Annotated in this window: 22 protein-coding genes and 1 tRNA gene; 9 read left to right on the top strand and 14 right to left on the bottom strand. The window is 57.7% G+C overall.

Going from position 1 to position 26,586, the window contains the following annotated elements; translation table 11 throughout:
- Positions 1–126: 126 nt before the first annotated feature.
- The gene (locus tag IG617_RS06430) at positions 127–1,266 is read left to right on the top strand and encodes a hypothetical protein (protein WP_192108375.1); all 1,140 of its coding nucleotides are present in this window, start codon (positions 127–129) and stop codon (positions 1,264–1,266) included.
- A 134-nt stretch (positions 1,267–1,400) separates the two neighbouring features.
- Here the strand turns inward: IG617_RS06430 and IG617_RS06425 are convergent, their stop codons facing one another.
- From IG617_RS06425 to IG617_RS06405, 5 genes are all read right to left on the bottom strand, one after another.
- Positions 1,401–2,138 (bottom strand): cytochrome c biogenesis CcdA family protein, encoded by a 738-nt coding sequence (locus IG617_RS06425; protein WP_192108373.1) that lies wholly within the window; start codon positions 2,136–2,138, stop codon positions 1,401–1,403.
- A gap of 161 nt (positions 2,139–2,299) precedes the next feature.
- Entirely contained in the window at positions 2,300–2,728 is a 429-nt protein-coding gene (locus tag IG617_RS06420; RefSeq protein ID WP_192108371.1) for a universal stress protein, read from the bottom strand.
- 12 nt (positions 2,729–2,740) lie between these two features.
- Entirely contained in the window at positions 2,741–5,371 is a 2,631-nt protein-coding gene (locus IG617_RS06415; protein WP_192108369.1) for a TRAP transporter permease, read from the bottom strand.
- 99 nt (positions 5,372–5,470) lie between these two features.
- Positions 5,471–6,433, bottom strand: coding sequence for a TAXI family TRAP transporter solute-binding subunit (locus IG617_RS06410; RefSeq protein WP_192108367.1), 963 nt, complete (start codon positions 6,431–6,433; stop codon positions 5,471–5,473).
- Between the two features lie 174 nt (positions 6,434–6,607).
- Positions 6,608–6,868 carry a hypothetical protein gene (locus tag IG617_RS06405; RefSeq protein ID WP_209008291.1) on the bottom strand — a complete coding sequence of 87 codons (261 nt, stop codon included), beginning with the start codon at positions 6,866–6,868 and terminating at the stop codon, positions 6,608–6,610.
- A 435-nt stretch (positions 6,869–7,303) separates the two neighbouring features.
- Between IG617_RS06405 and IG617_RS06400 the strand changes: the two genes are divergently transcribed.
- The 3 genes from IG617_RS06400 to IG617_RS06390 all read left to right on the top strand — a co-directional run bounded on the left by IG617_RS06400 (position 7,304) and on the right by IG617_RS06390 (position 8,392).
- A tRNA-Lys gene (locus IG617_RS06400) sits at positions 7,304–7,379 on the top strand.
- Positions 7,380–7,637: 258 nt separating this feature from the next.
- On the top strand, positions 7,638–8,069 hold the full coding sequence (locus IG617_RS06395; protein WP_192108363.1) for a hypothetical protein: 432 nt from the start codon (positions 7,638–7,640) through the stop codon (positions 8,067–8,069).
- Positions 8,070–8,137: 68 nt separating this feature from the next.
- Positions 8,138–8,392 (top strand): hypothetical protein, encoded by a 255-nt coding sequence (locus IG617_RS06390; RefSeq protein WP_192108361.1) that lies wholly within the window; start codon positions 8,138–8,140, stop codon positions 8,390–8,392.
- A 438-nt stretch (positions 8,393–8,830) separates the two neighbouring features.
- Here the strand turns inward: IG617_RS06390 and IG617_RS06385 are convergent, their stop codons facing one another.
- The 7 genes from IG617_RS06385 to tpiA all read right to left on the bottom strand — a co-directional run bounded on the left by IG617_RS06385 (position 8,831) and on the right by tpiA (position 18,093).
- The gene (locus tag IG617_RS06385; protein WP_192108359.1) at positions 8,831–9,559 is read right to left on the bottom strand and encodes a hypothetical protein; all 729 of its coding nucleotides are present in this window, start codon (positions 9,557–9,559) and stop codon (positions 8,831–8,833) included.
- Between the two features lie 175 nt (positions 9,560–9,734).
- Positions 9,735–12,908, bottom strand: a complete 3,174-nt coding sequence (locus IG617_RS06380) for an efflux RND transporter permease subunit (RefSeq protein WP_192108357.1) — start codon at positions 12,906–12,908, stop codon at positions 9,735–9,737.
- A gap of 5 nt (positions 12,909–12,913) precedes the next feature.
- Entirely contained in the window at positions 12,914–14,065 is a 1,152-nt protein-coding gene (locus IG617_RS06375) for an efflux RND transporter periplasmic adaptor subunit (protein WP_192108355.1), read from the bottom strand.
- A 171-nt stretch (positions 14,066–14,236) separates the two neighbouring features.
- A complete protein-coding gene (locus tag IG617_RS06370) occupies positions 14,237–15,061 on the bottom strand; it encodes a VOC family protein (protein ID WP_192108353.1) in 825 nt (274 codons plus the stop codon).
- A gap of 29 nt (positions 15,062–15,090) precedes the next feature.
- Positions 15,091–16,719 carry a CTP synthase gene (locus tag IG617_RS06365; protein WP_192108351.1) on the bottom strand — a complete coding sequence of 543 codons (1,629 nt, stop codon included), beginning with the start codon at positions 16,717–16,719 and terminating at the stop codon, positions 15,091–15,093.
- A 135-nt stretch (positions 16,720–16,854) separates the two neighbouring features.
- Positions 16,855–17,232 carry a preprotein translocase subunit SecG gene (gene secG, locus IG617_RS06360; RefSeq protein WP_153769110.1) on the bottom strand — a complete coding sequence of 126 codons (378 nt, stop codon included), beginning with the start codon at positions 17,230–17,232 and terminating at the stop codon, positions 16,855–16,857.
- 102 nt (positions 17,233–17,334) lie between these two features.
- Positions 17,335–18,093 (bottom strand): triose-phosphate isomerase, encoded by a 759-nt coding sequence (gene tpiA, locus IG617_RS06355; RefSeq protein WP_192108349.1) that lies wholly within the window; start codon positions 18,091–18,093, stop codon positions 17,335–17,337.
- A 229-nt stretch (positions 18,094–18,322) separates the two neighbouring features.
- On the opposite strand from tpiA, the gene IG617_RS06350 reads away from it, so the two are divergent.
- The 5 genes from IG617_RS06350 to IG617_RS06330 all read left to right on the top strand — a co-directional run bounded on the left by IG617_RS06350 (position 18,323) and on the right by IG617_RS06330 (position 23,859).
- Entirely contained in the window at positions 18,323–20,215 is a 1,893-nt protein-coding gene (locus IG617_RS06350; RefSeq protein ID WP_192108347.1) for a SurA N-terminal domain-containing protein, read from the top strand.
- 59 nt (positions 20,216–20,274) lie between these two features.
- Complete coding sequence (gene trpD, locus IG617_RS06345; RefSeq protein ID WP_192108345.1) at positions 20,275–21,288, top strand: anthranilate phosphoribosyltransferase; 1,014 nt, start codon at positions 20,275–20,277, stop codon at positions 21,286–21,288.
- Between the two features lie 5 nt (positions 21,289–21,293).
- Positions 21,294–22,112: an indole-3-glycerol phosphate synthase TrpC gene (trpC, locus tag IG617_RS06340; protein ID WP_192108343.1), complete on the top strand. Its 819-nt coding sequence runs from the start codon at positions 21,294–21,296 to the stop codon at positions 22,110–22,112.
- A gap of 63 nt (positions 22,113–22,175) precedes the next feature.
- Positions 22,176–22,631, top strand: coding sequence for a cyclic pyranopterin monophosphate synthase MoaC (gene moaC, locus IG617_RS06335; protein ID WP_254170474.1), 456 nt, complete (start codon positions 22,176–22,178; stop codon positions 22,629–22,631).
- A 31-nt stretch (positions 22,632–22,662) separates the two neighbouring features.
- Positions 22,663–23,859 carry a molybdopterin molybdotransferase MoeA gene (locus tag IG617_RS06330; RefSeq protein ID WP_192108525.1) on the top strand — a complete coding sequence of 399 codons (1,197 nt, stop codon included), beginning with the start codon at positions 22,663–22,665 and terminating at the stop codon, positions 23,857–23,859.
- Between the two features lie 12 nt (positions 23,860–23,871).
- Here the strand turns inward: IG617_RS06330 and argE are convergent, their stop codons facing one another.
- Together argE and IG617_RS06320 are read right to left on the bottom strand one after the other, a co-directional pair.
- Positions 23,872–25,035 carry an acetylornithine deacetylase gene (gene argE, locus IG617_RS06325; RefSeq protein ID WP_338109947.1) on the bottom strand — a complete coding sequence of 388 codons (1,164 nt, stop codon included), beginning with the start codon at positions 25,033–25,035 and terminating at the stop codon, positions 23,872–23,874.
- A gap of 7 nt (positions 25,036–25,042) precedes the next feature.
- Entirely contained in the window at positions 25,043–26,227 is a 1,185-nt protein-coding gene (locus IG617_RS06320; protein ID WP_192108337.1) for a M24 family metallopeptidase, read from the bottom strand.
- Between the last annotated feature and the right edge of the window lie 359 nt (positions 26,228–26,586).

The raw sequence follows: 26,586 nt of genomic DNA, 5'->3' as shown, positions 1-26,586 counted from the left end.
CCCGATCCACAGGACAATGAAAGAACTGCGGCGAGAACCGGCACTCTTTCTTGTTCGTTAACTATAATTGAAGTCTCATGACGAGGATCGTGATCAAGATTCGCAAGGAAGCAGGACCGCTACCGCGTGCCCGAAACTATGGCCAAGACATCCGCACGGGACCTCGTAACGGACACGCTGACGCCTCAGCGTGTCTTCGTCCTGTCTTGGGCATTTGCCGCCATTGTTTTCGGCAGTCTCGGCCTTGCAGCTTTCAACTTTGCCAGAAGCCCTTCCAATCCGGCTGAACACTTCGCTGGAGTCACATTGCCTCCAAGCGGACCGATCAGCTCAACGGGATCCATCGGCGTCAACGGTCAGGATGTTTCGATGGGCGTGCTTCCAAGCCGGAATGGCCGGATGGTCACGTCCAAGGGACAGATGGAAGCGGCCCAGATCGAGACGCTCCAAAGAGAACTCGTTGGTCTACGCCGTCGCCTCAGCATGCTCAGCGAGCAAAATGTAGCCTATTCCAGGCGGATAGCCGCTCTCGAAAAACGAATTGAAGCCCCGGACAGCGCCGAACTGGCGACGTCCAAAGTTGGTCCGGAGCCTATCCCCGCGGTCCCCAAAGATGCTGCGGCAAAACCTGAAACCAAGGCCCCTGTTCCTGAAAAACGACCTGTCGTGGTGCGCTCTGCAACAACGCCTCCCGTTGCTGTTGATGTGGTCCCGGCGCCAGAAACAGGTCTTGGCCCGTTTACCTCACTTCCAAGGCTTTCCAGACCGAGCGTGCCGGCCAAGAACCATGAGCCGGTCCGAATCGTCGCGCTTTCAGAAATTGATGACGCAGCCTTGTCGACGGGCTCGATCGATCCCGTCCAGAGCGTGTCCACCGCGCCAGACGAGACGCAGAGCGAAGCGGCACCATTCCTCATCAGGCCCTCCGAGGCCGCCGGCAAGGCAATAGGAAGCGGTAAGGCTGCAATTGGCAGGACAGATTTCGGAGCCGTTGTCGGTCGTTACGACACTTCACTTGAGGCTGCCGCGGCTTGGGAAGTCTTCAAGGAAGAGAACTCGGAGCGCATGCTGGACCTTAGACCGGTGCTGGCGGCATCCGATTTGGCCGCAGGCAAGTTCGACCTTCTCGTTGGGCCATTCGCAAACGCGGCGGACGCGGCCGTTGCCTGCCTCAGGCTACTGGAAATCACCGAAACTTGTCACCCTGCGCTCTTCATCGGTGACAACCTCCCAATTCTAGCAGCCAACTCAAGCGAGTCGAACTAGAGCGCTCTGAGCATGGATCGGCCTATCGTCGCGAAGGGGACTTTGGTTTCCACGCGGCAGAGCGACGTCTTCAGGGTGAGCAAAGGCGCTCATCCGAGGACTGGCACCAGGAAATGCCCCCCAAACAGAGCCAGCTAACCGATGTAGGAAAATGCTGGGAAGGTCTCCAGCAACCAGTAGGACATGACTGCCATCTGTCCGGAAATGAACAAAATGCCTGTCAGAATGAGCACAACGCCCATTGCCTTTTCAACAACACCCATATGCTTGCGGAACTTCTTCATGAACCCGAGGAAGGGACCGGCGAAGGTCGCGGCCAGCAAGAACGGGATGCCGAGACCAATCGCATAGGCACCCAGCAGTATCGCGCCCTTGGACACTGTGTCCTCCGAGCCCGCGACAAAAAGAATAGCGGCAAGGATTGGCCCCACACATGGGGTCCAGCCAAAGGCAAAGGCAAGTCCGATCAGATAGGCACCTACAAGCCCAGCCGGCTTCTTCTCCACGTGAACCCGCGCTTCCCTGTAAAGCAGCCCCAGCCGGAACACGCCGAGAAAATGCAGGCCCATTACAATGATCAAGGCGCCTGCAACATAGCCGAGAAACTGAATGTGCTGTGTGATGAACTGGCCGAGAAAACTGGCGCTGGCACCGAGTATGACGAAAACTGTCGAGAAGCCGGCGACGAATGCCAGGCTTGCGAAAAACACTCTTCGAGACGCGGCCCTGTCGTCCCCCTCGCCTGTCAATTCCTCAAGCGAAACGCCTGCGAGAAACCCTAGATAGGGCGGCACGAGCGGCAAGACGCAAGGAGAAACGAAAGACAGGAGCCCGGCAAAAACCGCGCCCCATATGGTAACATCCTGCAACATCAAAAGAGTTCTCTATCATGTGGTGGCTTGGGGCGACGCCCCAATGACCAAAGCACCGTCTCAGTCCTACATAGACGATACCTAGCCACCCAAGAAAGACACAGACGCCTCACCTTTGCGAGAGGCGTCTGGTCGCAGGTATTTTGACGCGATCAGCCGGTTCAGTCCCGAACCACCAGCACGGACTGCGCCGCATGGCGGACAACGCGAGCCGCGTTGGGGCCAAGCAGGTAGTCCTTGAGCTCCGGACGGTGCGACGCCAGGACGATGAGATCACAGCCGAGCTTGTCTGCCGCTCTGTTGATCTCCTCGTAAATCGTGCCATGTGCAATATGGCCCTTCACCGGAATGTCCGTGCCGACATTCTCTGAAATGAAGGTTTTCAGCATTTCGCCAGCCGCCTTTAGCGCATCGCCTTCGAAATCCTTCGGAAAATAGCTTCCTACAATGGATTTTCCGAAGTCGGGTACGACCGCCACCAGGTGAAGCTCCGCCTGAAAGGTGCGAGCCATGGCCACGGCAACGGGCAAGGACTTTTTCCAGGAACTGTTCTCGGCCAGATCGATCGGCACCAGTATGGACTTGTACATCAGATCTCTCCCTTAAAACGCCGGAACATCAGTGCGCCGCCTCTGCAGGGCAATCACAAGCCCAAGCAGAAGGAGAGCAGGAATGTAGAAGATTTCCTTGGGTAGCCTTTCGGCTTCCTGGCGAACCTCAACGACCTCAACAGGCGTGTCTCCGTAGAAATCGAAGGACTGGAACGGCTCAAAGAACGGCGTCCCCGGGAAAGGCTCTTCAATGATCGCCTTGTCGCCTTCCAAGAGCACTGTGAGACCGGCATTGGTCACCCGACCCTCACCGTCTCCTGCCGCGCCGAGCTCGAGCTCGACCAGCGTTTCAATCATTTTGTCGGCGTCATCGAAATCGGGACCTTTGACCTTAACCTTCAAGGTTCCCCCATCAGGTGCAGCGCCCGCGGTTTCGAAGATGGCTGTCGGAGCGAGCTGATCATAAGGCGCTTGGACGTAATCCAACCAGAACCCTGGACGGAACAACGTGAAGGCAATCAGCAAGATGGCCACCGCCTCCCAGGCCTTGTTCTTGGCAAAGAAATAGCCTTGGGTGCCCGCCGCGAAGAGCATCATCGCGACGGTCGCTACCAGGAAGACAAATATCGCCTGCACCGGTCCGACATCAATCAAAAGAAGATCGGTGTTGAAGATGAACAGGAACGGCAAGGCAACAGTCCGCAAGCTGTAGAAGAATGCCGTAAACCCGGTCCGGATAGGGTCACCCTTCGAGATGGCCGCAGCCGCGAAGGACGCCATGCCGACCGGCGGCGTGACATCCGCCATCAGCCCGAAATAGAAGACGAACAGATGCACCGCGATCAACGGAATGATCAGACCATTCTGCGCGCCGATATCCACCACGACGCTCGCCATCAGAGATGACACCACGATGTAGTTCGCGGTTGTCGGCAGCCCCATGCCGAGGATGAGCGAAAAAATCGCGACCAGCACAAGCATTGCGATCAGATTGCCGCCTGACAGGAACTCGATAAATTCGCCGATGATCTGATGTGCGCCGGTCAGGGATATCGTTCCAACGATGATCCCGGCCGCACCCGTCGCAACGGCAATGCCGATCATGTTGCGCGCACCGGAAATCAGACCCTGGCCGAGGTCGATCACACCGTCTCGCCACTCACCGGCAATATCACCGCTCTTTCGCAGCATTGCCTTCAGCGGTTTCTGGGTGAGCAGGATGAAGATCATGCCAATGGTAGCCCAATAGGCGGAAAGCCCCGGCGAGAAACGCTCGATCATCAGGCACCAGACCAAGACAATGATCGGAAGGAGATAGTAGAGACCGGTCAGCAAAGTAGGAATGAACTCCGGCAGGGCCCCGATGGGGGCATCCGGGTCATCCAGCTCAAGATCCGGCCGCTTTGAGGCGACCACAATGAGAGCAAGGTAGGTGACGAGGAAAATGCCAACGACACCGTAGAACGTGGCATCGCCAAAGATCACTTTGGTCCAGCCGAGTCCGTAATAGAGAACAGCTGCGAGAATGGCGACACTGAGGAAGCCGGTCAGAACGCCGAGTAGGCTCTGGATGATGGTCTTCGCAGGCCCCGGCTTCGGCAAGCCCTGCATGCCCGCCTTCAACGCTTCGAGATGCACAATGTACAGAAGCGCAATGTAGGAGATCGAAGCAGGCACAATCGCATGGCGCACCACGTCGAGATAGGAAACCCCAACATACTCGACCATCAGGAAGGCAGCGGCACCCATGACTGGTGGCATCAGCTGTCCATTGACAGAGGATGACACTTCAACCGCGCCCGCAGTTTCCGACTTGAAGCCAACCCGTTTCATCAGGGGAATCGTGAAGGTTCCGGTCATCACGGTGTTTGCGATGGAGGACCCGGAAATCATGCCTGACATGGCCGAAGACACCACGGCGGCCTTCGCCGGTCCCCCGCGCAAGTGTCCAAGCAGGGAAAAGGCGACCTTGATGAAATAATTGCCAGCCCCCGCCTGATCCAGCATGGCACCGAACAGGACAAAGAGGAAAATCATGGAGGCGGAGACGCCGAGCGCGATACCGAACACACCCTCCGTCTGCATCCAGTAGTGCCACATGGCCTTGCCGTAGGACGCACCCTTCCACTGGATTACTTCCGGGATAAAGGGCTGATCACCAAAGAAGACATAGGTCAGGAACACACTGGAGACGATGACCAGCGGCAGCCCGAGCGCGCGATAGGTGGCAACGAGAACAATGATGATCCCGATCGTCGAGATCGCCAAATCTGCTGTCGTGGGAAGGCCCGCACGAACCGAGATCGCGTCCTTGAACACCACAAGATACATGCAGGCGACGACGCCAAGCAGGCCCAGTATCCAGTCGTACCAGGGGATGTAGTCTCGAGGGCTCGACTTGAACAGCGGATAGGCCATGCTCGCCAGGAACAGAGCAAAGGCCAGATGGATGGATCGGGCAGCGTCGGAGTTCAGCGTGACATTGATGCCAATCAGATCCGTCAGGATGAAGGGTACATTCGAGGCGTAATAGAGCTGAAAAAGGGACCATAGCAGCGCAAGCGCCGCCAGAAAGGTCTTCACCGGACCCGAGGGATTACGCGCACCCGTGTCACTTTGAGCGACCAGTTCGTGGAGATCAATCTCCACGTCGCCGCCCTTATCCTTGGAATTCACTGCCATGCTATGCCCCACCCCACGAGGAAAAACCGGTCCCGCAAACGGTTTTCTAGAAACAAAAAGGCCGGGCAGGCAAAAATGCCCACCCGGCCAAAAGCTGAATTACATCCAGCCTTTTTCTTTGTAGTACTTTTCTGCGCCCGGATGCAGCGGAGCCGAAAGGCTGTCGCTGATCATTTCTTCGGGCTTCAGATTGGCGAACGCCGGGTGCAGCTTGGTGAAGCTGTCGAAGTCTTCAAAGACCGACTTAACAAGCACATAGACGACTTCATCAGGTACATCGGCAGAGGACACGAAGGTTGCGCCAACGCCGAAGGTCACGATGTCTTCTTCATTGTTGTACATGCCAGCTGGAATGGTCGCGGTCCGGTAGTAAGGACGCTCGGCTACGAGTGCCTCGATTTCCGGACCAGTCGCATTGACCAGCACAGCTTCACAGGAAGAGATCGTTTCCTGGGTCAGGGCAGACGGATGGCCAACGAGCCAGAAATAGGCGTCGATCTTGTTGTCGCAGAGCGCCTGACCGGTTTCTGCAGACTTCAGCTCGGAAGCGAGCTTCAGGTCATCGCGGCTCCAGCCGAGAGCAGCTTCAATAACATCCCAAGTACCGCGCGTACCGGAACCGGCGTTGCCAATGTTCAGACGCTTGCCCTTGATGTCGGTGATGTTGGAAATGCCAGCATCAGCACGTGCGAGGATCGTGACAGGCTCCGGATGAACGGAGAAGACCGCACGAAGCTTTTCGAAGGGACCAGCCTCTTCGAACTTCGAGGTGCCGTTGTAGGCATGGTACTGCCAATCGGACTGCGCAACGCCGAATTCGAGCTCGCCGGCACGAATGGTGTTGATGTTGTAGATCGAGCCGCCGGTCGACTCGACCGAGCAGCGGATTCCATGTTCCTTGCGAGTCTTGTTGACAAGACGGCAGATCGCGCCACCGGTCGGGTAGTAAACGCCCGTGACACCGCCGGTGCCGATGGAAATGAACTGCTGCTCAGCAGCACTTGCGGCGCCCATGCTGCCTGCAAGCATCGCCACGCCGAGCGCTAGGTTCGTAATTTTCATAGGTAACCTCCACCTGTTTGGTATATCGGCTTCAGTTGAAACCGTTTCGAGCCAAAACTGTTCTCGAAGGCGGAAGCTAAGCAAAAATATTTACGCCGGGAAACCCTAGAAGATAGATTTCTTCAAAAAATCATCACACTCGTGCAAAATTTTTCAAATTCAACGACTTGAAGGTCAATCTGGCTGACGGCCGCCCTTGATGACCTCAAAGAGACGCTGGCGCAAAACACCATCATCTTCGCCGCTGCGAAGACCTTCCCGCCACTGATCTATGACGAGGCGTAGCCCGAGCGTGTCGCGGGTATGAGGCAGCTGGCAAACGAAGCCGGCGAAAAACGCATCAAGCTTGTCGCGATCGACGGTTCCCTGGTCGATCAGGCCTTGAATCAGCGTCATGGTCGCGGCGATGTGCCCCTTCATGAATTCAAGTTCCATTGTACCCGCGGAACGATCAACTGAACTGTCGTGCATAAAACCTCGCATTACATTTCGGGCCGCGCTCAAGACATGGTTTTGTCCGGGCTGCGGGAACGTATTAAAAGTTGGCATCGCGTCAGTTATTGACTTCAGATCATACAGCAAACAACCGCCACCGCGAAGCGTGATCTACGGCGTATCATCTATGTGATAATTAAAAACCCAGAAGATGAATAAATATTTATATTATTTATCTTACTATTAACGCTAAAAGTAAGTCATTTTTACAATGGTCCACTTTCCTTCTTCCATCCGTCAGATTAATCCATGGATTTTTCCGTTTTCGGGGTTGAAACTAGGAACGGCTCAGCATAAACACACGCCACATTCGGAACACGGCCTCGGTCGGCGGAAATCACCAGACCGCTTCCATGTTTTGAATACCCAAAATGGGAGCCGATAGCTCAGCTGGTAGAGCAACTGACTTTTAATCAGTAGGTCCAGGGTTCGAACCCCTGTCGGCTCACCATATACTTCCCCCGATCTCTCATCGTAGCCTGCCAAGACTTCGAGATCCGTCTCCTCCACTCGGCTCGCCGCATTTCGCCTTCGGCTGAAGCGCAGGTATTTCTACAACTTCGTCGCCGCAAAACAGAGCGAAGCGTGAGATAAGCAATCATTTTCGTGATCACGAATCCGCACACCTTCTACGTGCATAATGTTGCGCATCACATCCAAATATGCAAAGTTTTTGTGACACGTTCACTGTTGGATCGGATGCCGATTAATGCTGAAGCGCGCCCAGAGCCCCCACTTGGACGAGGTGATCCGTCGCGAGCAGTCTCCGCTGCAAAAGAGGATCTGCGGTCGGCTGGAGGAACTCGCGCTGACACCTGCCGAAGCCGCATTGGCGGTCGGCGCATCGATGCATCTCATCCGGGATGTCTTGAGGGCTGATCCGCGCACGCCCCCCTGCCCGGCGACGGTGGGATCGATTGCCCGCGCGCTCGCCACAACAAGCGAATGGCTGTTGAACGGTGAGAGCGCAGATCCATCAAAGGGCAAAGAGGACCAACAAATCGACTGCGCCCTCCACGCCAAGGCCACCCAGGCCGCGGTTCAATCACTTGAAACCGCCGGTCTCGTGCTTGATCCAGGTTCGCTGTCCGAATTGATACTGCACCTTTACAAAAGGCTTGAAGCAGCGCCGCAGGCATGACGTAGTGTAAGCAGGATCAGGAATGGACTGAGCCCAAGGCTGGCCGGACGAACTCGGGAGAAACGATCGTGAGCTTTATGGACGATCCGGAAGTCAGGCGGATCCTCGACAAGGCAACGATTCTGACGCGGCAGGAACGTCAGGCCGCGATCGAATATGAGATTGAAAAACACGGTGGCACCGATGTTCTGCAATACTCCCTGAAGTCCGCGCTCGGTGTCGAGCAGCTGGCTGACGTACCTGAGCCGGACTTTGATCTCGCGGCCCTGATCGCCTGGAAAATCATCTACAAGTTACGGGCCTCCAAAGGAGCCCTCCATTGAGCGCAATCGAGACACTCAGCCTGGACCATATTGCCCGTGGGCTGGTCCAGCCGGATATCGCCGCCTTCTGGCGCCAATGGTGCAAAGTCGACACCGATAGACCCGGTCTGTCTGCATTTGCCACGATCATCCAGGACAGAATGACATTGAGCGAAGGCAGGGCGCGAGCCGGTTTCGCACCGGAGCTGATCGCCGTTGGCGCCAGCTCCTTCATTGCCGCCTGCTATGGCGCAGATTGGGCCAGGGAGGTCGCCTTGCGGGCGAGGACCCCGGACACGGGCCTGGAGCAAATCAGTGCCCGGGGATATCACGCTGCGATTTCCGGCGAACCGAACCTGGACGTCGTTATGACGACCACGGCAGACGACACCGGCCGGAGAATGCAAATCCTCTATGAGCGCCTGATCGTTCCGATTCGGACCGCCGGAGGTCACCTGGTTATTGGCTGTATGACCGCGCCCTTGAAACCGATCTGTTGGTTGTCCGAGCCAGGTGATCAAGATCGCGTGGACGGTTCCAGCACAAATAATCATCGCCGTGAATATGTTCAGGCGCCTTTATCCAATCTGTCCCGGTCGGAGAAATATGGGCATAGCCCTGATGGGCCGCAAAGCCCTTGCTGACCAGGGCACTCTCGATAAAGCAGTAGATATAGTCGAGCGGCCACTTGGCGTAGGCCACAAGTTGCCCAAGGCGGCACAGGGGCTGGCCGAGCCGTTTTCCCTTCCACGCTGGCGTCAGCCACATGTTTCCGTGGTAGACGCACTTCCCTGTGATTTCGAAGGCCTCTGGACAGTGCGCCTGTCCGAGCTCCGGCACCTGGTCGGGATAGGGATCACAGTAGATGCGCCTCTGCTGCGTCTGCCAGAAGCCTGCGAGCGAAATGCCGGACAGATGGTCAAGACGCGCGCCCTGAACCGACGCAACCTCACCATCAGCATCGCGGACCAGAAGAAAAAAGGCATTGTCTGGCGAAAAATCGAAAAGTTTCGGTGAGAATTGTTCAGTCAGGGAATGGTTTACGCCTTCCCTTTCGTCTCTCCAGGCACAGATTTCCGCCAGAAGTTCAAAGTCATGCGCCTCCTCAACAAAGAGGCCATGCCTTTCCACTTCCTCCCTATAGTAAGAAATTGCGCGATTGATCTCGATTTCATTCTTGATAATCATAGGTAGAATCCTAGGTTGTTTTAACCTGGGAATATTTACGGGTAATTTGTCGATGAACTACTCCTGATATTACCCACGCTAAACTTGTCTGTAGTGATATGCACATGCAACTACCCAAATAAAAAGCCGGCGAATCCGCCGGCTCTTTTGTCTCGCTGAAAAACCCTTCGAAGGTCTAACCTTCCTGCGGCACAGCGCCCTGCCCGCTCTCTGGCAGCGTATCGTTTTCCGGTTTCCACCCGAACCAGCCTTTGACGGTTTCCCGAGTGGTCTGCATCACGACATAGAGAACCGGGATCAGGATCACGCCCAGGGTCGTTGCGAAGAACATGCCCCCAAAGACCGCGAAACCAATTGCCTTCTGGCTCGCCGCACCGGCGCTTGAAGCCGTCATCAAGGGCACCACGCCCAGCAGAAAGGACAGAGCAGTCATCATCACAGCGCGGAAGCGAAGGTGGGCCGCTTCCTCGGCGGCCTCCTTGATGGTCTTGCCCGAGGACCGTTGCTCGATGGCAAACTCGACAATCAGAATCGCGTTTTTCGCCCCCAGCCCCACAAGCATGATCATCCCGATCTGTGTGTAGAGATTGACATCGCCGCCAGATAGCCAGACGGCCACGAACGCGCCGAGAAGCGCAACCGTCACCGACATGAGGATCGCCACGGGCATGCTCCAGCTTTCGTATTGCGCCACGAGAAACAGATAGGCGAAGAGAATCGCCAACATCAAAATGAAGATGACGATGTTGCCGGATCCCTCCTGCTGGAGCGCAGTGCCCGTCCATTCAAACGTATATCCGGGCGGCAGGGCCTCCGCCGCCGCTGTTTCCATCCCGTTAATGACCACACCTGTCGAAGCGCCCGCCCCAGGCTCCGCATTGACGGAAGCCGCCCGGAACATGTTGTATCTCTTCAGGCTTTGCGGCCCGAGGACATTTTCGGTCGTCACGAGCGAGCGCATGGGAACCATCGTCCCATCCGTTGAGCGCACATATAGGCGACCAATGTCTTCAACTCTGTTGCGGTACTGCCCCTCGGCCTGGATCATGACCTTGTAGACACGCCCGAAAATGTTGAAGTCATTGACGTAGTAGGAGCCGAGATAGGCCTGAAGCGTTGTGAAAACATCCGCGACGTCGATCCCGAGTGTTTTCGCCTTATCACGATCAAGATCGACGAAAATCTGCGGAACATTGGAGCGGTAAGTCGAATAGGCTTGTGCGATATCAGGCAACTGGTTGGCCGAATAGACCAGTGAGCCGATGGCTGCCGCCAGGTCCTGAGGCGTGCCGCCGCCGGTTTGCTGTACCATCATCTCGACACCGCCCGTCGTGCCAAGGCCGGGAATCGGCGGCGGGTTGAAGGCGATGATGTTCGCACCGGAAATCTGGGAGAACCTCTGCCAGAATGTCGCTAGGATCGCATTGATCTTCAAATCCGGTTCCTGACGCTCTTCCCAGCCTGTCATCGTGGTGATGACCATTGCACTGTTGGAAGAAAGGCCGCCGTTCAGAATTGAATAGCCGTTGACGACCACCACACTTTGGAGACCTGGAATGTCCTTGACGGTAGAGACCACCTGTTCCGTGACACTTTCAGTCCGGGCAAGTGCAGCCCCATCCGGCAACTGGATGTCGACCATCAGGTAGCCCTGATCTTCCAGTGGCAAAAACCCCTGCGGCAGACGTCCGCCGAGAAACACGATCAGCGCGATCACGCCCGCGATGGCGACCACTCCGAGAAAGGCCACTCTCAGCAATCTGCGGACAAGGCGGGTGTATCCGTCACGAACCGACCCGATGCCCTTGTCGAAAAGCGCAAGAAGGCCCTTTGGCGGGCCCGTCCGCCGCTTGAGAACCAACCCGCACAGGGCCGGCGAAAGCGTCAGTGCGTTGATGGAAGAAATCACCACGGAAACCGAAATGGTCACGGCGAACTGGGAATAGAGCTCACCGGTGATGCCGGGCATGAAAATTGTCGGAACAAAGACCGCCAGCAGCACAAGCGTCGTCGCGATCACCGGCCCGGTGATCTGCCCCATGGCCTTGGCCGTCGCTTCCCGCGGATCAAGGCCCTCATCGGCAATGATGCGTTCCACGTTCTCGACGACAACAATGGCGTCATCCACCACGATGCCGATCGCAAGTACGAGAGCGAAGAGCGAGATCGTGTTCAGCGACATGCCTAGCAGGATCAAGACCGCGAACGTGCCGATCAGGGAAACCGGAATGGCGACGGTGGGAATGATCGTTGCGCGCCAGTTGGCGAGGAACATAAACACCACCGCAACCACAAGCACAAAGGTCAGCAGCAGCGTGGTGATCACGTCGTTCAAGGATTGCTCAACGAAGTCAGTCGTATTGAATGGGACATCATATTCCATGTCCTCGGGAAAGGCCTGAGACAGCTGATCAAGCCGCGCCTGCACGCCCTCCGCGACCTGAAGCGCGTTGGCACCAGGGGCCTGATAGATGGCCAGAACGGTCGATGGCTGCCCATTGAATTCGCCGCTCGCCGAATAGGTCTGCGCGCCAAGTTCCACCCGCGCCACATCACCGACCTTGACGATCGCGCCGTCGTCCCCCGTGCGAAGGACGATCTGCTCGAAGTCTTCCTTGGTTTCCAGGCGCCCCTTGGCCTTGATCGTATATTGGAACTGCTGCCCTTCAGGCACGGGCGGAGCGCCAATCTGGCCAGCCGCGACCTGAATGTTCTGGTCCTGGATGGCCGAAATGAAATCCGTCGGCGTCATGTTGAGACTTGCAAGCCGATCAGGATCCAGCCAGACGCGCATGCCATAAGCAAAGTCAGTCAAAACATCCGCCTTGCCGACACCGCCAACACGTGCAAGTGCGTCCTTCAGGTTGATCGAGGCATAGTTCGACAGAAAGACCTCGTCGTAGGTTCCTTTCGGCGAGAAAAGCGTCACCACCATCAGCATGTTGGTGGAGGCCTTCTGCACGGTCACGCCGTTGGCCGTGACTTCACTTGGCAGCTGGCTCGTCGCCTGACTGACCCGGTTTTGCACGTTCACCGTCGCAATATCCGGATCGGTTCCCACCGCGAAGGTCACGTTGAGCGAGTAGTTCCCGCTGTCAGAGCTCGTCGACGACATGTAAATCATGTCATCGACACCATTGACCTGCGCTTCGATCGGCGCCGCCACGGTCTGTTCGAGCACTTCAGCATTTGCCCCGGTATAGGTCGCTGAAACGCTGACCACCGGCGGTGTGATGTTGGGGAATTGTTCAACCGGAAGGGCGAGATACCCGAGAATTCCGGCAATTGTGATGACGAGCGAGATGACCAAGGCAAACTTGGGCCGGTAGATGAAGAAAGCAGAAAACATCGCGCTTACTCCACCGGTTTGGACGCAAGAACCGCATTCACCGGCACACCGGGACGCACCTTCTGCAGGCCTTCAACGATGACCCTTTCACCTTCCTGTAGGCCGCTTGTGACGATGAAATCGCCTTCGACCTGCGCACCGAGTTCGACGTAACGCTGCTCGACCTGTTCCTGGGCGCTGATGGCGAGAACAAAGCTGCCCCTTTGATCGCGCTGAACCGCGGCCTGCGGGATCGTCAGGGCCTTGGTTTCGACCGGAGCCTCGATGATCACCGTGACATAGGTTCCTGAAACAAGGCGGTTGGACGTGTTGGCAAACTGGCCGCGAAACGAAATGGTGCCCGTCTGGCTATCGACCTTGTTGTCGATGAAAACGATCTCACCAGTCTCGTCGAATTTCTCACCATTCGGCAGGACCAGGCTGAGATCGGGAGCCTTGTCCGGGTCGAGGTCGACAGGGTCGATCCCATGTTCCTTGACCGCATTGAGGAACTGCGCCTCGCTAACCGAGAAATTCACATAGACCGGGGCCAGGCGAATGAGCGTGGCGAGAGGCTCCGCGGTCGGACCAACCACCTCACCGACACTATAGGCGGCCTTGCCGATCTGGCCGTCGAAGGGAGCTTTCACGTCCGTGTAGCTCAGATCCAGCTTCGCCTGGGCAATCGCGGCCTCGGCTGAGAGAACCGACGCCTCTGCCTGCTCTTTCTGAGCAAGTGTCGACTCATAGGCAGCCTCGGAAACGTGCCCCTTGTCGAGAAGGTCCTTGTCGCGTTTTTCGTCCGCAGCCTTCAAGGCAGCATCAGCCTTGGCGCTGGCAAGATCCGCATTTGCGGACTGTAGAGCGGCCTCATACTGCTGCTTCTCGATCTTGAAAATCAGATCGCCTTTTTTGACGATTGCCCCGTCCTTGACGAGCTGTTCTTCCAGGAACCCACTGACCCGAGCCACCAGCCCGACCTGATCGACCGCAGCAATTTCTCCAACGAAGCTCTCGCTCTGACGGATGTCCTTCGATTGGACGCCGGCGACGGTCACGGAAGGAGGCGGCGGCGCGGCCGTTTCTTCGCTCTTGTCGTTACAGCTGGCGAGGGCGAACGCGACGCCGGAAAGAATCAACAATCGCGCAAGACGTCTGGGTTTCGTCTGAAAGGGCATACAGTCTGATCTCCCGTCACGAGTTCTGCCGCCTGTTCAGACTACGGCTCACTCTTTGACATGCAGATTACAGACAAATTCGGCGCAACGCCAAGCGCTTATCAGCCGGTCGCAAAACTTGTTCCGTAAAGGAAGAGAAAGCAGGGGACGCCCGGCCAGAACTCGCAGGCTCTAGACAGCTGGCGTCAGGATCACAGTAATCCCCAGGGCGTCGCCTGCGGGAATCACTTTTCGCTTCTCAAGGCCGTCGCAAACGACTTCCACTGCCACAATCTGCGGCAAGTTGGACGTCACTTCATTCGCAGCCGTATCGCCAACAAGGTGGCGATAGGCGTCGGGATTGAGAACCGAAATCAAACCCCGCGGGGTTTGAATCTCGAGCCCGAGGCTAGTCGCCCGCATCTCCCGCTGGCCAGTAAACCCGCCCAGAAACTCATGGTGATCGGAAGGGTCAGACGCCACCATGAAGATGGCTCCGATCGCAGCCGCACCATTGTCGTGGCGCTGAAAGTCAGCGTTCCAGAAAGTTTCCGGATACCGGTTTCGGCAGGTAAAAAAGGCAAGATCGGGAATCAGCGGATCAGTCAGGAAGGTCAGGTCAAAGCCGACCTTGCCAGTGGAACCGTCCTTGAAGTTTGCCACACGCTCAAAGGAAAAGGGCGCATAGGTGGTCAGCCCAAGCCTTTGAAAATCCGCTCTGTCCTGGGCAGGATCAACGCTCTCTGCGACCAGCATCGACGCGCCCTGGCGCGTTTTCAGAAAGTCCCGATTGAAGGCACCGAAGGAAAAGTCGCCTTCTGATGCCTCCACAATCAAACTTTCATCCGCCACCGTGAGGATCTCAATGAAAAACCCGTCGAGTTGAACCAGCCGATTGGCGGTTCCCCAAGCGTGACGGTTTTCCGGGGTGACCGTGAACCCGAGCTCTGCCCACGCCTGGGCAGCAGCGTCCAAATCGCTTACCGCCACCACGACATGGTCCAGGCCTCGAGCCATCACAATCTCCCCGTCTTGCAGATCAAAGGTCAGACCATCCGGCTTTGCGCCATTGCAGCCTTGATAAAGGAGGCAAACAGCGGATGCGGTTCAAAGGGACGTGACTTCAGTTCAGGATGATACTGAACACCGATGTACCAGGGGTGTTCCTCGATCTCGACGGTTTCCGGCAGCACACCATCGGGAGACGTTCCGGCAAAGACCAGCCCGCAAGCCTCAAGCTTGTCACGATAACCGATGTTCACCTCGTAACGATGGCGGTGACGTTCGGAAATCTCGGTCGAGCCATAAATTTCGGCAATCTTTGATCCAGGCTTAAGCGCCGCCGCATAGGCACCAAGGCGCATCGTGCCGCCCAGATCCCCGTCCTGATCCCGAATTTCCTTTTCGTTGCCGCGCGTCCACTCGGTCATGAGACCGACGACGGGTTCCTTGGCCGGGCCGAATTCTGTCGAATTCGCCTCCGTGATTCCCGCAAGATTGCGAGCAGCTTCCAGGACGGCCATCTGCATGCCGAAGCAAATACCGAAATAGGGAACCTTGCGGGTGCGTGCGAACTGGGCCGCGGCGATCTTGCCTTCTGCTCCGCGCTCACCAAATCCGCCGGGCACCAGAATGCCGTGAACGCCCTCAAGATAGGGCGACGGGTCTTCCTTCTCGAAGGTTTCCGATTCGATCCACTGCAGGTTGACCTTGACCTGGTTGGCAATGCCTCCATGGACAAGGGCCTCGATCAGTGACTTGTAGGCATCTTTCAACACCGTGTACTTGCCAACGATCGCGATATTGACTTCGCCTTCCGGATTGGCGACGCGGGCCGAAATACCTTCCCAGCGATCCAGAACAGGCGCAGGCGCACCCTTGATTCCGAAAGCTGACAGCACTTCGTCGTCGAGACCTTCCTGATGATAGGCAACCGGCACATCATAGATCGACTTGACGTCATAAGCCGGAATCACCGCGCTTTCGCGGACGTTACAGAACAGCGACAGCTTGCGTTTTTCCGATTCGGGGATCTGCCGATCGCAGCGGATCATCAAAATGTCCGGCTGAATACCGATGGACCGCAGCTCCTTGACCGAATGCTGTGTCGGCTTGGTCTTCATCTCGCCCGCAGCCGGAATATACGGCATCAAGGTCAGATGGACATAGACCACGTCACCGCGCGGCAGGTCGTTGCCGAGCTGGCGGATCGCCTCGAAGAACGGAAGACCTTCGATATCACCGACCGTACCGCCGATCTCGACGAGAACGAAATCATAGTCTTCGTTGCCATCAAGCACGAATGCCTTGATCGCATCGGTGACATGGGGAATCACCTGAACCGTGCCGCCGAGGTAATCGCCGCGGCGTTCCTTGGCGATGATGTCCTGGTAGATCCGTCCAGTTGTGATGTTGTCCTGCTTGTTTGCGGGACGACCGGTGAAGCGTTCGTAGTGACCAAGGTCCAGATCCGTCTCTGCACCATCATCCGTTACGAAGCATTCGCCGTGTTGATACGGGCTCATCGTGCCCGGATCGACGTTGAGATAAGGGTCGAGCTTACGAAGCCGGACCTTGTAGCCCCGCGCCTGAAGCAATGCTCCAAGGGCTGCGGAAGCCAAACCTTTGCCAAGCGAGGAAACCACGCCGCCAGTGATGAAAATGTATCGCGCCATGGAGCAATACCATATCTTTGCCGAGGGGCGTTTGGCCACACGGGAGTTTTGATTAGACACAACAAAAATGCCCTGCGGGGGACGCAGGGCATAATGTCGATACGAGCTTAGCAGTCGGACAGGGTGTCCATCTGCTTATTGCGCGGCCGGCACCTGTGGGCCCGAAGGCGCCTCTTCTTGCGGCTTCAGCGCATCAAGGATGCCGTTTCCGGTCGATCCTTCACCAGAACTCGGGAGATCCTGGCTGGTCGGAACCGCATCAAGAACGGACGCGGGACGATCACCCATCTTGGCGATCAGGCTCAAGCCGAGAGACGTGATAAAGAATGCAACGGCGAGGACCGCTGTCGCACGGGTCAAAACATTGGCTGTGCCGCGGCTGGACATTAGTCCGCCGCCGCCACCTCCGCCGCCGCCCATCCCGAGCCCGCCACCTTCGGAGCGCTGCAGGAGGACGACCAGCACAAGTGCCAGCACGACCATGAGATGAATTACGATGACTACGGTTTCCATCGTGGGCCATTCTTTTTGTTTAAGATTGGCGGCCTTCTACACCACTATTGGCGGCCGTACCAGTCTTGATGTGGGTGTTTCTGACGGCAGTTTCAGCCCCCATCATGCATAGGCGGCTAGAATTCCGAGAAAGTCGGTCGCCTTGAGGCTCGCCCCGCCCACCAGTGCGCCATCAACATTTTTGACGCCCATGAGTTCTTGCGCGTTACCAGGTTTCACCGAACCGCCGTAAAGAAGCCGCATGTCAGCTCCCTGAGCACCGAGGCGCGCTATCAGCGCCTCACGCATTTCCCAGTGAATTTCCTCGACATCACCGGACGTCGGCGTCAGGCCGGTGCCGATAGCCCAAACCGGCTCATAAGCCAAAATGGTGTTCTGCGCGGTTGCGCCGTCCGGAATCGATCCGGCCAGCTGCCCGGAGACAACCTCAACCGCCCTGCCCGCCTTGCGCTCGGATTCGGTCTCGCCGACGCAGATGATGGCAACGAGGCCGGCACGCCATGCAGCTTCCGCTTTCGCCTTGACGAGAGCATCCGTCTCGCCGTGGTCCGTGCGCCGCTCGGAATGCCCGACGATCACGGCAGTAGCGCCCGCATCAGCAAGCATTTCCGCAGAAATGTCGCCTGTATGCGCACCGCTCTCGGCGCTGTGACAGTCTTCACCGCCGATCCGCAGCGCGGTGGCGCTCGTCGATTGCGCCAGAAGCTGTATAAGCGTCGCTGGAGCACAGATCATGGCATCGACCTTACCGGCCAACTCGGATGAAATGCCGGCTGCGATCTCGGATGCAACATCGAGATGAGACCTGAGGCCGTTCATTTTCCAGTTACCAGCTACCAACGGCTTGATCGTCTGCGACATGCCTTTTGTCCTCCTGACGGCGTATTTTTCAATATTCGAAGCTCTATAGCGCAAAAATGCGCCGGGCTTGCAAATTTAAAGCCGTGAAAAAAGGTTCGCGGATGTTTAGCTGGCCGCCTTGCAGCGCCCGGCATGGCTCTCTATTATCCGCCCGCTCCGCAAGGGAGCCAAAAAGCAAATTGGGCCTTTAGTACCAAGGCCATCTGACCGGACAAGGACGGGAGAACACATGCTCGACGCGCTGCGCAAGGGCGCCGGCACCTGGATTGCCAAACTGTTTATCGCTCTGCTCGTCATGAGCTTTGCCGTATGGGGTGTCGCAGATATTTTCCAGGGCTTCGGCCAGAACGTCGCCGCAAAGGTCGGCGGGACTGAGATCTCTCTGTTTTCCTTTGACCGGGCCTATCGCCGAGATCTGAACAATCTGGGCCGTCAAATTGGACGCCCGCTCTCCACTGTCGAGGGCGCACAGTTCGGCATTCCGCAACAGACCCTTGGAAAGCTGGTCGCTGAAGCTGCCATGAATGAGACGGCAACGTCCATGAACCTCGGTGTTTCCGATCAGAAACTGGCAACGCTCATCCAGGCGGATCCCGCGTTTCAGCGCCCAGGTGGTGGCTATGACCGTTCACAGCTTGCCCAGGTGCTTCGCAACAACGGCATGACCGAAGACGAATATGTCGTCGAGCGCCGACAGCTCGCCGAGCGCCAGCAGCTCGCAGAAGGGTTGACCGGCGGCATGGCGACGCCGATCGCCTATCTTGAGGCACTCCATTCCTTCGAAGCAGAGACCCGCGACGTAAGCTATCTGCTGCTGGAGCCAGCGCTTCTTGGCGAAATCGAAGATCCGTCAGAGACCGATCTCACCGCCTATTTCGACGCCGAGAAAGACAATTTCAAGGCTCCGGAATATCGCGAGATCGCAATCCTTGAACTGTCGCCCACCAAGCTCATGCGCCCGGACGACATCGGTGAGGACGCAGTCGCCGCGGAATATGATCGCAACAAGGATGATTATTTCCAGGCCGAGCGCCGCGATGTCCGTCAGATGTCTTTCACAAATGAAGACGACGCGAAAGCCGCTGCAGAAAAACTCGCTGGCGGCATGACGTTCGATGACCTGATGGCCGAACAGGGGCTTGGCGCAAATGACGTTGACCTCGGCTTGATGGCAAAGGCGGACTTTCTTGATGAAGCCATCGGCGACGCCGCTTTCTCCCTGGCGCAGGGCGAGACAAGTGGAGTGGTTGAAGGCCGCTTTTCATCCGTTATCGTGAATGTCACTGATATCGAACCGGAATCCGTCAAGGCCCTTGAAGAGGTCGCCGACGAGATCCGTGAGGAACTTGCTCAGGACCAGGCCGAGCGTGAAGTTTTGGATCTTCTCGATGAGATCGAGGATGCCCGTGCAGGCGGTGCAAGCCTTGCGGAAATCGCATCCCGCTTCTCTCTCGAGACGATCACTCCTGCTGCCTTTGACGCTCAGGGGAACGATGAGAACGAAACAGCCGTTGTTCTGCCGGAAGCCGCTGGCCTCCTTGCAGGTGCTTTCGACAGCGATGTCGGCGTCGAGAACGATCCGTTGCAACTCGGTGACCGTGGCTTCCTTTGGTACGAGGTCACCAAGGTGGTGCCCTCTCGTGACCGCAATTTGTCTGAAGTTCGTGACCGGGTTGTTGCAGCCTGGAAGGCGGACGAAGAGGAAAAACGCCTGACCGAACTCGCCACAGACTTGGCCGAGCGCGCCAGAACGGGCGCGGACTTCGCAAGTCTGGCGGAAGAACTCGGCGCGGACGTTAAATTCGTCGCCGGTCTCGCGCGCACTGGCTCTGATGGTGATCTTGGACGTGAAGCCGTTGTCGCAGCTTTTGCCGGCCCCTCCGGCATCACGGCGGCTGCACCGGCATCGGATGGCGCAAATCGTCTCGTGCTCAAGGTGGATGCGGTAAATTCAGCCGCGTTCTTCGCCGAGGCTCAGGACGTACGCCAGCTTCGCACACAGCTGTCGCAGCAGTTGCAGGATTCCCTCCTGAACCAGTATGTGACCGACATCGAACAGAAGGCGGGTGTCGAGGTCAATCAGGCTTCGATCGCCCAGGTCATCGGCGTCGGAACCAACTGATGCGATCCATGTAAACGCGGTGGCCACCAGGCCACCGCCACGACACTTGCGGACCGAACATGAGTAACTTCAAGGACTTCATCGCCAAGGTTTCGACCGGAAGCGCTCTTTCGCGCGACGAGGCGCGTGCAGCCTTTGAGATTATCCTGTCAGGAGAAGCGACACCGTCACAGCTCGGCGGCTTCCTGATGGCACTCAGGGTCCGCGGCGAGACGATTGACGAAGTCACCGCAGCCGTTGAGACCATGCGCGCCAAGATGCTGCCGGTGAACGCTCCGTCAGATGCGATCGACATCGTCGGCACCGGGGGCGACAACTCCGGCAGCTACAACATTTCCACGTGCACTGCTCTTGTTGTTGCGGGGTGCGGCGTGCCCGTCGCCAAACACGGCAACCGCTCCCTGTCGTCCAAATCCGGCGCAGCAGAAGCCCTCGCCCAACTCGGCGTCAACATTGACATTGGCCCGGCGAAGATCGCCGAATGCATCAAGGAAGCCGGTATCGGCTTCATGTTTGCGCCGCTGCATCATTCAGCCATGAAGCACGTCGGCCCGACGAGAGTCGAACTCGGCACGCGGACGATCTTCAATCTCCTTGGACCGCTTTCCAGCCCGGCGGGCGTGAAGCGGCAGCTGCTGGGCGTCTATGCGCGCGAATGGGTTGAGCCCATCGCCGAGGTCCTTCAACGCCTTGGGTCGGATCACGTCTGGGTGGTTCATGGCTCAGACGGCATGGATGAAATCACCACGACCGGGCCAAGCTATGTAACCGAACTCAAAAGCGGAGAGATCCGTTCTTTCGAGATCAGCCCGTCTGACGTCGGCCTTCCGCTCGTCAAGTCGGACGACCTCAAGGGCGGTGAGCCGGCCGAAAATGCCCTCGCGCTTCGCGAAGTCTTGTCAGGCGCGAAGAATGCCTACCGGGATGTGGTATTGTTCAACGCGGCCGCATCGCTGTTGATTGCCGGAAAATGCGACAAGCTAACCGACGGCATGACCCTGGCCGCTCAGTCTCTCGACAGTGGCTCGGCCGCCGACTGTCTCGAGCGTCTTGTCGCAACCTCAAACGGATAAATCCGATGTCTGATATTCTGACGAAGATCGAAGAATACAAGCGCGCCGAGATTGCTGCCGCCAAAGCAAAGGTCTCTCTGCGTGATCTCACAGCGGTCATCGCGGACATCGCGCCGCCGCGTGGATTTCAAAAAGCAATCGAGCGCAAACTCGACGCCGGGGATTACGCGCTGATCGCAGAAATCAAGAAGGCGAGCCCGTCAAAGGGCCTCATTCGCGAGGACTTCGATCCCCCTCTCCTTGCACGGGCCTATGAGGCCGGTGGAGCGGCCTGCCTCTCCGTGCTGACCGATACGCCTTCCTTTCAGGGCAAGCCGGAATACCTGAACGCCGCCCGCGATGCGGTTTCGCTGCCCGCCCTGCGCAAAGACTTCCTCTATGACACCTATCAGGTGCATGAGGCCCGTGCCTGGGGAGCCGATTGCATCCTGATCATCCTGGCCGCCGTCGATGATGAGACTGCAAAGGCTCTCGAAGACAGTGCCTTGGAGCTGGGAATGGATGTTTTGCTTGAAGTTCATGACCGCGATGAGCTCGAGCGGGCACTCAAACTGAAATCGCGGCTCTTCGGCATCAACAATCGCAACCTCAAGACCTTCGAAACCCGTCTTGAAACCAGCGAAGAGCTTGCGCCGCTCGTGCCGAACGACCGTATTGTCGTCGGTGAGTCGGGACTGTTTACGCCGGCCGATCTTTCCAGAATGTCGAGATCCAGCATTTCGACTTTCCTGATCGGCGAGAGCCTGATGCGCCAAGCCGATGTCACCGCGGCGACGCGAGCGCTACTCGATCGGTCAGCGGCCAAAGCCGACGCAGCCGAATAGGAACACCGCTTGCCTGACACCGACCCCAAGCTGACCCATATTGACGCTGCCGGCGCAGCCCACATGGTTGACGTGTCCGAAAAGGATGTGACTTCTCGCATCGCGGTCGCAGAAGGGTCTGTGACAATGCGCCCTGAGACGCTCGAGCTTATTGTCTCGGGAAATGCCAAGAAGGGCGACGTGATTGCAACAGCGCGCATCGCTGGCATCATGGCTGCGAAAAAGACCCACGAGCTGATCCCGCTCTGTCACCCGCTCGCCCTGTCCAAGGTCACAATCGACATAGAGCCCGACGCCGATTTGCCTGGCCTGCGGGTCAAGGCGACGACCAAGGTGAGCGGGCAGACCGGCGTCGAGATGGAAGCCCTCACCGCCTGCTCCGTCTGCTGCCTGACCATCTATGATATGGCCAAGGCCGTGGACCGAGGTATGGTGATCGGCGATATCCGCTTGCTGGAAAAGGCAGGTGGAAAATCAGGCCACTGGACCTCCGCCGACGGCGGCACAGGCGGCACCTGAGCCCGTGAACACCCCCTCGCTCAAACCCCTCATGCCGGTCGCAGACGCTCTTACTGAGCTCTTGAAGGGGGTCACGTTGTGCGAAACCGAGACGGCCCAGCTTGCTGACGCCAACGGCCGCGTCTTGGCTCAAGATCTGGCATCGACGCGCACGCAGCCTCCGTTTGCCGCATCGGCCATGGATGGCTACGCGGTGCGTGCCGAAGATGTGGCAAATGTTCCGGCGACACTCACTGTCATTGGCGAAGCGCCGGCGGGACATGGTTTCGAGGGAACAGTCGGTCCCGGCCAGGCCGTCAGGATCTTCACCGGAGCGCCGGTTCCCAATGGCGCGGATACGATCCTCATTCAGGAAGATGCGATCCGTGACGGCGACAAGGTCACCGCCACCGAGAGCCCCGCGCGAGGCCTGTTTGTTCGCCCAGCCGGGCTGGATTTTTCCGAAGGGCAAATCCTGATTGCCGGCGGCGCGAAGCTCGGATATCGCGACCTAGCGCTGGCAGCGGCCATGAACCATGCAGAGCTGCCCGTCCGCCGCCGTCCGGTGGTTGCGATCCTGGCCACAGGGGATGAGCTGGTTCGCCCTGGTACAGAACCCGGTCCGGACCAGATCATCGCCTCCAATCATGCCGGTGTTGCAGCCCTCGTCGAAGACTGTGGCGGCACCGCGCTGGATCTTGGCATTTCGCCGGATGAACCGGTCGCCATGGCAGGGCACGTTCGTCGCGCGATTGAAGCGAAGGCGGATATCCTGGTTACCCTGGGCGGAGCCTCCGTCGGCGATCATGATCTCGTTCAGGACGTTCTCGGCGCACAAGGCATGAATCTGGCGTTCTGGCGCATTGCAATGAGACCAGGCAAGCCGCTCATGGCTGGCCATCTCGGCCCGATGAAGGTCCTGGGCCTCCCGGGCAATCCCGTCTCCAGCCTCGTTTGCGCCCTTTTGTTCCTCAAGCCGCTGATCGGCGCCATGCTGGGCCAAGAGATCGGGCCCGGAGTTGAAACCGAAGCCGTCCTCGCGAGCCCAATAGGTGAAAACGACCGGCGCCAGGATTACGTCCGCGCGGAACTCGGCAAAACCGACGACGGCCGGCTCATGGTAACCCCCTTTGCCAAACAAGACAGCTCGATGCTGGCGCTGCTGGCAAAGTCCGGTGCACTGATCATCCGTCCTCCCCACGCAAAGCCATTGCCGGCAGGCGCAACGGTTCCGATTCTCAAGCTTTAAAAGAGCCGACGATCAGGTCTCATCGCGAAGTTCGGCACTCAATCCATCCAGCATAGTGAGGCAGGCCGACAGCTGCTCAAGGCTGACGAATTCGTCCGGCTTGTGCGCCTGATCGATTGATCCCGGGCCACAGACCGCGACATGCATGCCGAGAGACTGAAACAATCCCGCTTCCGTGCCGAAAGCCACAACATCAGATGTCTCTTCGCCCGTGAGTTCGAACAAAAGCTTGCGCGCCGTGTTGTCCGGGATTGGCGTAAGGCCAGGAACCTCAGCCACGACCTCCAGATCAATGGCCGCGGCAGGCGAGATGATTCGCATTTCCGGAAGCAGCACTTCCTCGCAGTAGAAGCCAAGCTGATCCTTGACGTGTTCTTCGTCGCCGAGCTTGACCGGCCGAATTTCCCAATCGATCTCGCAAGAGCCGGCAACCACGTTGCGAGCGGTTCCCCCTTCTATTCGCCCGACCTGTAGCGTCGAATGAGGCGGGTCAAATACGCTGTCGGCATCTGCCTGGTTTTTTAGCTCTTCGCCGAGTGTGAGCAGGCGCGAGACATACCGGTTGGCGAAATGGATGGCGTTCACCCCGCCACCTGGATTAGACGCATGTCCTTCCAGTCCCTGGAAACGCGTGACATACTCGCAGCATCCCTTGTGGCCATCGATCACCCCCATCATCGTCGGCTCTCCGATGATCACAAGCGATGGCAGCGCTTCGCGGCCTTCGAGGGCAGAAACAAGCCGCTGGGCGCCGAGGCAGCCGACCTCCTCGTCGAACGTCAGAGCAATATGCAGAGGTCTGTTTACAGCAGATTCGGCAAGCTCCGGAGCCTTGGACAGAACAGCGGCAATGAAGCCCTTCATGTCACAGGCACCGCGCCCATAGAGCCGCCCGTCGGCCTCTCGCATTTCAAACGGATCACCAACCCATTCATCCGGATTGGCGGGCACGACATCGGTATGGCCGGACAAGACGATCCCACCTGCGATATCCGGGCCGAAACTGGCAAACAGGTTGCCTTTCCTCCCGGTGCCGTCGCTCGTCAGTTCAATGCGCGCGCCCAGCTGCTCCAGCAGGTTCGCCGCATAGGAGATCAGATCAAGGTTGCTGTCGGAGGAGACGGTTGGAAAGGCGATCAGATCGCCCAAAATTGCTTTGGTCCTATTCAGATCCACCAATGACTCAATCCTTGATATGCAACTTGCGCGGCCGGTCGCACAGGGTTTCAGCAGCGCCGTTTTCGCGGATCAAGATGCTCTCGGTGATCTCAAGCCCCCAATCGTCCATCCATAGACCAGGCATGAAATGGAAAGTCATGCCCGGTTCGAGCACTGTTTCGTCACCTTCTCGGATCGAAATCGTCCGCTCGCCCCAATCGGGCGGATAGGACAGCCCAATCGGGTAGCCGGCGCGCGCGCCCCGGTCGATCCCCGCCCGTTCCAAAGGAGCGGCAAGCGCAAGGGCGATATCGCAGGCCCGATTTCCAGCGCGTGCGACTTCCAGACCCGCCTCGAGGCCTTCAACCAGGGCTTTTTCCGCCTCAAGCATAAACTCAGGCGGTTTTCCGAAGTACAGAGTGCGACAGAGAGGTGCATGATACCGCCGGTAACAGCCTGAAATCTCGAAGAAAGTCGCCGCATCAGACTGCAGCTCCCGACCGTCCCAGGTCAGATGCGGAGCCGCCGCATCAGACCCGCTCGGCAGCAAAGGAACAATCGCGGGATAATCACCCCAGGCATCCTCGACGCCGCGAATCGCATCGGAATACATCTCTGCGACCAGATCGACCTTTTTCATGCCCGGCACGGCACGCTCCAACGCCCCATCGATGATCTTTTCCGAGATACGAGCCGCCTTCCGGATGTAGACCAGCTCCTCCTCCGATTTCACGGATCGCTGCCAGTTCACCAGCGCCGTCGCATCCACAAAGGCCGCATCCGGAAGCTCGGATTGAAGCGTCAGATAGGCTTTGGCTGAGAAATAGTAGTTGTCGAGTTCGAGCCCGATACGCTTCGCGCCATAGCCTTTGCTGCGGATCAGCTCCGCCAGAACCTGCATCGGATGGCGCTCGGTCGACTGCACGAAATGGTCCGGATAGAACGTAACTCTCTCGTCAGACATCCATACCGTGCGGTGCGCGCCATTGGCATCCTGGCGCCTGCCCCACCAAATCGGGTCTTCATCGGTAAAAATCAGGACCCCCTGATGAACATAAAATGACCAGCCGTCATAGCCGGTCAGCCATGCCATATTGGATGGATCTTCGAGGAAAAGGAGGTCGATTCCGGCCGTTTCCATCGCAATGCGCGTTTTTTTCAACCGCCGCTCATACTCTTGGTTGGTGAATGGCAAAACACTTGCGCTCATCTTCGTCGCTCCCGCTGATGAATTCGGTCGATGTGAGAAAATCTGACGAAAAACGGCGGGCTTCTGCGCCATAGACGACGCTCGCCTCCAATTTACGAAATATCCTCGATGAAAAATCCGAGGCTTCAGTGGGAAACAAAGCGCAAGGCGTCAGGAAGACAAAAGCGACAACCAGTTCAATAAAAACGTCATCTGCGCATTTTTTTGGCGTTGTTCAAAGCAGGCCAAAGTCGAGCCAAGCTGAGCGACGAGATTCAATTAATTGCTGCAAGTTCAAATGTTTGGCTGTGAACAATCCTTGCACGCTTCTGTCCAATATTTATTCATCAATTCGCTTGCCCCCCCTTTTCCTCGGCACT

The organism is Roseibium polysiphoniae (assembly GCF_014842925.1).
In the GTDB taxonomy this organism is placed as follows: domain Bacteria; phylum Pseudomonadota; class Alphaproteobacteria; order Rhizobiales; family Stappiaceae; genus Roseibium; species Roseibium polysiphoniae.
The sequence above is the reverse complement of the archived record's forward strand: the minus strand, read 5'-3'. Positions and strand labels throughout refer to the sequence as shown.